4 protein-coding genes are annotated in these 7216 nt (G+C 36.0%); 2 read left to right on the plus strand and 2 right to left on the minus strand.

All coding sequences use genetic code 11. The features are described 5' to 3' along the window. Nucleotides 1–53 precede the first annotated feature (53 nt). Nucleotides 54–2279 (minus strand): formate C-acetyltransferase, encoded by a 2226-nt coding sequence (pflB, locus tag V7137_RS10000; RefSeq protein ID WP_335697943.1) that lies wholly within the window; start codon nucleotides 2277–2279, stop codon nucleotides 54–56. A 312-nt stretch (nucleotides 2280–2591) separates the two neighbouring features. Then, complete coding sequence (locus tag V7137_RS10005) at nucleotides 2592–3044, minus strand: cupredoxin domain-containing protein (protein ID WP_335697944.1); 453 nt, start codon at nucleotides 3042–3044, stop codon at nucleotides 2592–2594. Nucleotides 3045–3340: 296 nt separating this feature from the next. Here V7137_RS10005 and mprF point away from each other — a divergent pair, with 296 nt between their 5' ends. Both mprF and V7137_RS10015 read left to right on the plus strand, forming a co-directional pair. Further along, the gene (mprF, locus tag V7137_RS10010) at nucleotides 3341–5869 is read left to right on the plus strand and encodes a bifunctional lysylphosphatidylglycerol flippase/synthetase MprF (RefSeq protein ID WP_335697945.1); all 2529 of its coding nucleotides are present in this window, start codon (nucleotides 3341–3343) and stop codon (nucleotides 5867–5869) included. 142 nt (nucleotides 5870–6011) lie between these two features. After that, nucleotides 6012–7181, plus strand: a complete 1170-nt coding sequence (locus V7137_RS10015; RefSeq protein WP_335697946.1) for a D-alanyl-D-alanine carboxypeptidase family protein — start codon at nucleotides 6012–6014, stop codon at nucleotides 7179–7181. Nucleotides 7182–7216: the final 35 nt, after the last annotated feature.

The following is a 7216-nucleotide window of genomic DNA, read 5'->3' on the forward strand; positions in this document are numbered from 1 at the left end:
TGATCCCCCTTGGTTAATAGGAGGCCCGCCGCAAGAGAGGGCCCCCGTTTATATTAAAGTGATTCGTGGAATGTACGATTTATAACGTCTAATTGCTGTTCTTTTGTTAATTTAATAAAGTTAACGGCATAACCAGAGACACGGATTGTTAATTGTGGATAAAGCTCTGGATGCTCCATTGCATCAATTAATGTTTCTCGATTAAAGACGTTTACATTTAAGTGATGACCTGATTTGATAGCATATCCATCTAAGATCGATACTAGGTTGCGTACTTGGCTCTCCTCTTCTTTACCTAATGCTTTAGGCACGATGGAGAAGGTATTTGAAATTCCATCCATTGCATAGTTGTAAGGAAGCTTAGCAACAGATGAAAGAGAAGCTAATGTTCCTTTTGTGTCACGTCCGTGCATTGGGTTTGCCCCTGGTGCAAATGGTTCTCCCATCCGCCGTCCATCAGGTGTATTACCTGTTTTCTTTCCATAAACCACATTGGACGTAATGGTTAAAATTGAAAGTGTGTGTACAGAGTCCCGATATGTTTGGTGTTTACGAAGCTTTTTCATAAATTTTTTAAGAACTTCAACGGCAATGGCGTCGACGCGGTCATCATTGTTTCCGTATTTAGGGTAGTCACCAGTTGTTTCAAAATCAACGGCCAGACCATTTTCATTACGGACTACCTTAACTTCGCCGTATTTAATCGCACTAAGTGAATCAGCAACAACGGATAGACCAGCAATACCAGTTGCCATGGTTCGAAGGATCTTCGTATCATGTAATGCCATTTCAATTCTTTCATAACTATATTTATCGTGCATATAGTGAATTACATTTAAGGTGTTAATATAAAGACCTGCCAGCCAATCCATCATTAAATCAAATTTTCGCATCACTTCTTCATAATTTAATACGTCAGAAGTAATTGGCTGATATTGTGGTCCCACTTGAATTTTTAATTTTTCATCAACGCCGCCATTAATAGAGTAAAGAAGCGCTTTAGCTAGGTTTGCACGAGCTCCAAAGAACTGCATCTGTTTACCAATTTCCATTGCTGATACACAGCAGGCAATTCCATAGTCATCGCCATATTCTGGACGCATAATATCATCGTTTTCATATTGAATGGAGCTAGTTTTAATAGACATTTTCGCACAATATTTTTTAAAGTTCTCTGGTAGCTGCGGTGACCATAATACGGTTAAGTTTGGTTCTGGAGCAGCACCGAGATTATCTAATGTATGAAGGAAACGGAAAGAGTTTTTCGTAACAAGTGAACGGCCATCATTTGCAATACCGCCAATTGATTCTGTTACCCATGTAGGGTCACCACTGAATAACTCATTATAATCTGGTGTACGAGCAAATTTAACGAGACGAAGCTTCATAATAAAGTGGTCAACGATTTCTTGTACTTCTTCTTCCGTTAATGTACCGTTTTGTATGTCTCTTTCAACATAAATATCTAAGAAGGTTGACACACGACCAAGACTCATTGCCGCCCCATTTTGTTCCTTAATCGCAGCTAAGTAGCCAAAGTACACAAATTGGAATGCTTCAGCAGCATTTTTTGCTGGCTGGCTAATATCAAAACCATAGTTGTTTGCCATTTCCTTCAGTTCTTTTAAAGCTCGAATTTGTTCAGCCAGCTCCTCGCGTAGACGCATATTATCTTCTGTCATTACCTTGCTTGTATTCTTTTGATCTTTTTGCTTCTCTTGGATTAAGAAATCAACACCGTATAGGGCAACCCGACGATAATCCCCAATAATTCGGCCGCGTCCATAAGCATCAGGCAGGCCGGTAATAATCGCCGCTTTACGTGCGAGCACCATTTCATCTGTATAGGCATCGAAAACACCTTGGTTGTGAGTTTTACGAAACTCAGTAAAAATCCTTTCGATTTCAGGGTTTAATTGGTAGCCGTAGGCTTCACAGGCCGCTTTCGCCATACGAATTCCACCAAATGGCTGCATAGAACGATTAAAAGGTTTATCGGTTTGTACCCCAACAATTTTTTCAAGTTCTTCATTAAGGTATCCGGGGCCATGTGAAGTGATTGTAGATACGGTTTCTGTGTCCATATCCAACACGCCGCCATTTTCACGCTCTTGTTTTGTTAATTCCATTACCTGTTCCCATAGTTTAGTAGTCGCATCTGTCGGGCCTGCTAAAAATGATTCATCCCCTTCAAAAGGAGTATAGTTTTTAAGGATAAAATCGCGAACGTTCACTTCTTTAGACCATGCACCTTTTGTAAATCCATTCCATTGTTCCATCATATTTCACCTCATATTTTTTTATAGAACTATATAACAGTTTTGGTGTTTCGTTTACGAGTTGAGTATAACAGATTCCTTGTGAAAAAAGGCACGCATATTAGTAACCAATTGTTAAGATATTGTGACGGTTGAAATAAAGGTGTTTATAAAGGGATTTCTTAAACTTGATTTATGGCAGAATAGTGAACAAATTTGAAATCTGTACTATAATTAAATGGTGAAAAATAAAAACTGTTATATAAGAAAAACATGATTGTCTAATCCTTTAAAAACTTTTCAAATAAAAAAACAGGAGAAAAGTCTCCTGCATTAATTAACAACAATATAAGCGATCATTGGGCCGTTGGTTGTTCGATCAGAATGCACTTCGCAAATTAATCGATATGTTCCCTTTTTATTAAACTGGAGTGGCACAACCGTTTCTTGCCCTTTTTTTACAATCCCTTTAATTTTCGTTCCTTCTATATAAAAAGGATGCTTTTCACCGTTAATCCCGCTAATAAATAATCTAACTTTTTCGCCTTTTTCTACTATGACTGTACCGGGATCCCAGCGGTAAGCCTCCATTTCTTTTCCATTTTTCATTTTCGTACTAAATTCAGCAGTAACCATGTGAATTTCGCGAATATCGTCAGTTCCCTGATGATTAAAGACAGTTATATCCCCGGCTTTCAACATGAACCATGCTGACAGGGAAAAAAGTACAACCCCTATAGCAACAAAAAATAGGAGCGTTTCCTTTTTAAAGACTAAAAATTTCATTTGCTACCCCCTCATAAATTTGTCCTACTATATTCTTATGCTGATTGGGTGAGTAAACTTGTCTATTTTTTCTGCATTGTAATCAATTTTAATTAAATCGCTTGAAGCGTAATCATTCCATAATGGTTGAACATTAAAAAAAATGTCTACAATGATTTGTAACACCATGCAAAGTGATGATATTTTTCTTTGTTTTTCTTATAGAAAAGTTTATAGTAAAAACAGGAAGTACATCTAAGGATTTAGGAAGTTAGATGTATCTTAAGGAATCAGCAAATAATTAGGTGGTTAGCTTGTTGGGGATTAAAAAAGAAAGTGTATTAAAGACTGTAAAATTTGTTTTCCCGTTGTTCCTATTAATCTTTGCTATTATCGAAATGAAAAAATTTACGCAAAACTTAAATATGCACTTACTTAAGGAAGAGTTGAGTCATCTTAATATTTGGCTTCTTCTCATTATTTTAAGCATTACCTTTATCGCTGTTTTACCGATGTTGTTTTATGATGTCATATTAGTGCGGATCTTAAAATTGAAGGTTCCTACTAAAGAATTATTGGAACAATCATTTATTGCTAATTCGTTTTCAAACCTAATTGGCTTTGGTGGAATAATCGGTGCGATGTTAAGGACGTATTTCTTCCATAAATATGAACAGGACAAACGAAAGCTTCTTGGAGTAATTGCTTCTGTTTCGTTATTCTATTTAACAGGTATTTCAGTGCTTTCATGGATTGTTACAATCCATTACCGTAGCTTTCCTTTGTTTGTTGATACAAAATGGCTCTATTTTGCAGTGGTAGGTGTTGGTTTATATGTACCACTCTTTTTAATCATACATATGTTTAATTCAAAAAAAGGCAGTCGGTCACTCGTAAGTACCGAGAGTACTTTGAAGCTTATTTTGGTATCGATAATCGAATGGTTGGCAGTATTTTTGGCGATTTTGATTTTATGCAGGATTTTAGGAATTTCTATTTCTGCAGAAACGCTTTTTCCTGTTTATATAGTAGCTGCGTGTGCCGGTATCATTAGTATGATACCTGGCGGGTTAGGTTCCTTTGATTTAGTGTTTATTTGGGGGATGCAAGATTTATTTATTCCGGAAGAGAAAGTCCTTGTTTTATTACTTTTTTATCGGATTGGCTATTACTTTGTTCCGTTTTTAATAAGCTTAGTTTTCTTTGTTAAACTTTATTGGGAAAAATGGAACCAAACTTGGAATGATCTTCCTAAAGCCGTTCTTCAAGGATTTAGTCATGTAATGTTAACAATGCTTGTATTTCTATCTGGATTAATCCTGCTTTTATCAGCTAGTGTGCCTGGAATTATGTCCCGGTTGAAGGTAGCGCAAGAACTTTTATCGTTTCCAATCATTAACGTATCGCACCAATTATCGGTGGCAACTGGATTTTTATTATTAGGATTATCGCGAGGAATCGAATATAGCGTGAAGAGGGCTTATGAGATATCGATGTTCGCCCTAATTCTGGCCGCGCTCTTCTCTATTTTTAAGGGGATTGATTATGAAGAAGCGATTTTTTTAATTATCGTCGCCTTGTTGCTAAGGATGTCAAAAGGTCAATTTTATCGAGAGAGTTATGTGCTAACTTGGGGAAAAACAATCTTTGATATTACGATTATTCTTTTAATTACATCAATGTATCTCGTGATTGGTTATTTGAACTTGCCAATTTCTAAAATAGAAATACCACAAAAACTTTTGCCGTATGTAATTGTTGATTATCGCGATTTATTTACTAGTGCAGCAATTGGGCTTGTTATCGCTTTATTCATTCTCTTGTTTGGTTATTTAATCAGCTTACCAAAGAATTGGATTTTAGAGCGATCCATTAACCGAGAGAATGAAATTATCGCACATTTATCTAAGTATTCAGGTAAGGCGTTATCACACTTAATATTTTTACATGACAAATACATATTCTGGAACAGCAAAAGAAATGTTTTAATTTCTTTTCAACAATATGCGGACAAGTTAGTGATCCTAGGAGATCCCATTGGGGAAAAGGAAGAATTATCAAATGCAGTAGAGGAATTTCAGGAAATAGCCGATTTACATGGCTATACACCTGTTTTTTATCAAGTAAGTGATAATATGCTTCCATATCTCCATGGACATGGCTTTGCTTTTTTTAAATTAGGCGAAGAAGCGTTTGTGGATTTAGATAAATTCTCCTTATCAGGGAATAAAATGAAAGGGTTACGAGCATTAAGAAATAAATTTGTCCATGAAAACTATTCTTATGAGGTAGTCAGCCCGCCTCATTCCAGTGAGCTCTTGGAAGAATTAAGAGATATATCAAATGAATGGCTTCAAGGGAGAGAAGAGAAAGGTTTTTCATTAGGTTTCTTTTCGGAAGATTATTTAAATAAAGCACCCATTGCAATCGTTAAAGATGAAAATAACCAGATACTTGGCTTTATGAATATCATGCATGTGGATGATGACTTTCAAACTATTTCTGTGGATTTAATAAGATTTAGACCAGAAGTATCATTAGGTACAGTGGATTATCTTTTCCTTTGTTTATTTGATTGGGCCAAAGAATATGGATATAATCGTTTCAACATGGGAATGGCCCCATTGGCTAATGTGGGACTGTCAAGATTCTCTTTTTTAAGCGAAAAAATTGCAGCACAAATATTCCTTCATGGCCATTTTTTTTACCAATTTCAGGGTTTGCGGAAATTCAAAGAAAAGTATACAAATATTTGGGAACCTAGATACTTGGCTTATCGAAGAAAATCTTCATTACCGTTAATTATGGCGCAAATTACTTTACTCATCTCGAAAAAAAGAAACTAGAGCTAAAACCGGCTGGAGAGATACCTGCCGGTTTTTTTATTCCATAAAGTTACTAGAGGATAACTTCCAATTGAAACTATTATTTTGCTATATAATCTGTTAATATGAAATAGGAAATAATGTAAAAGTTGGGTGTTATATAATGAAAAAATTTGTATCCGTTATCATCGTTTTCCTACTGCTTTCTTCAAACCAATTAACTACCTTTGCTGCTAGAAATGGACAACTAGACTTAAAAAGTAAAGGTGCTGTTCTTTTAGATTCTGATACAGGTGCAGTTCTTTATGCAAAAAATGCAGATAAAAAAATGTACCCTGCCAGTTTAACCAAAATAGCTACTGCGATATATGCAATAGAAAAGGGTAATCTTAATAGTATGGTTACGGTAAGTGCCAATGCGGTAAGACAAGATGGCACAAGGGTTTATTTGGATGAAGGAGAAAAAGTTTCTTTAAAGCAATTGATTCAAGGAATGCTGGTTAATTCAGGTAACGATGCAGCTGTAGCCATTGCAGAACACATAGACGGGAGTGTCGAACAGTTTTCGGTCAATTTGAATGCCTATTTAAAATCAACGATTGGTGTTCATCATACCCATTTTATTAATCCCAATGGTTTGTTTGATAAGAATCATTTTACAACTGCAATGGATATGGGGCTCATAACTAATTATGCAATCAAGAATCCTGTCTTCGCTGAAATCTTTGGGACAAAAGTGCTTAAGTGGAAGGGGAAATCATGGAAGACGACCATCCTAACCCACCATCGCATGCTAAAAGGGGAGTTGGCCTACCCAGGAGTAACAGGAGGTAAAACGGGGTATACCAGTGAAGCGAAACAAACACTTTCTACCACGGCTGCCAATTCTAAAATAAGGCTAACTGCAGTTGTTTTAAACTCTGTCCAACAAAGAGATAAGTACGATGATACAGCTCGATTGTTTGATTACGGATTTAAGAACTTTCAACATGGAACCTTAGTGCAAGGACAAATTTTTAAATTAGCCAATAAGGAATACTTCCCTGCAACGAATACTCTAATTACAGAATCGGTAAAAGGGAGTACGAGAGTGTTAAATAATGAGGGAGTACTATTGATTAAAAATAATAGTAATGGACATGTTCTCCAGTTAGTTCCACTTAAATACAAGGAACCTGCACCTGAGAAAATATTTGTCAAAAGTGAATCAGCTGTTAAAAAGGGAGAAAAAGATAAGCATTTAACTCATGTAAACGCCATATATGGGGTCATGATTATTGCTTTAGCCGGGATTATTGTTGGTGTTAGAAAGAAATTCATTAGAAAATTTTAAACACAAGGCAATGTTAAAGCCTATTGTTGATTTTG

The organism is Neobacillus drentensis, from assembly GCF_036962765.1.
In the GTDB taxonomy this organism is placed as follows: Bacteria; Bacillota; Bacilli; order Bacillales; family Cytobacillaceae; genus Neobacillus; species Neobacillus drentensis_C.

Excerpts from the sequence above, each read along its gene's own strand:
- pflB (WP_335697943.1), bottom strand. The coding sequence starts at position 2,279 with ATGGAACAATGGAATGGATTTACAAAAGGTGCATGGTCTAAAGAAGTG.
- V7137_RS10005 (WP_335697944.1), bottom strand. The coding sequence starts at position 3,044 with ATGAAATTTTTAGTCTTTAAAAAGGAAACGCTCCTATTTTTTGTTGCT.
- V7137_RS10015 (WP_335697946.1), top strand. The coding sequence starts at position 6,012 with ATGAAAAAATTTGTATCCGTTATCATCGTTTTCCTACTGCTTTCTTCA.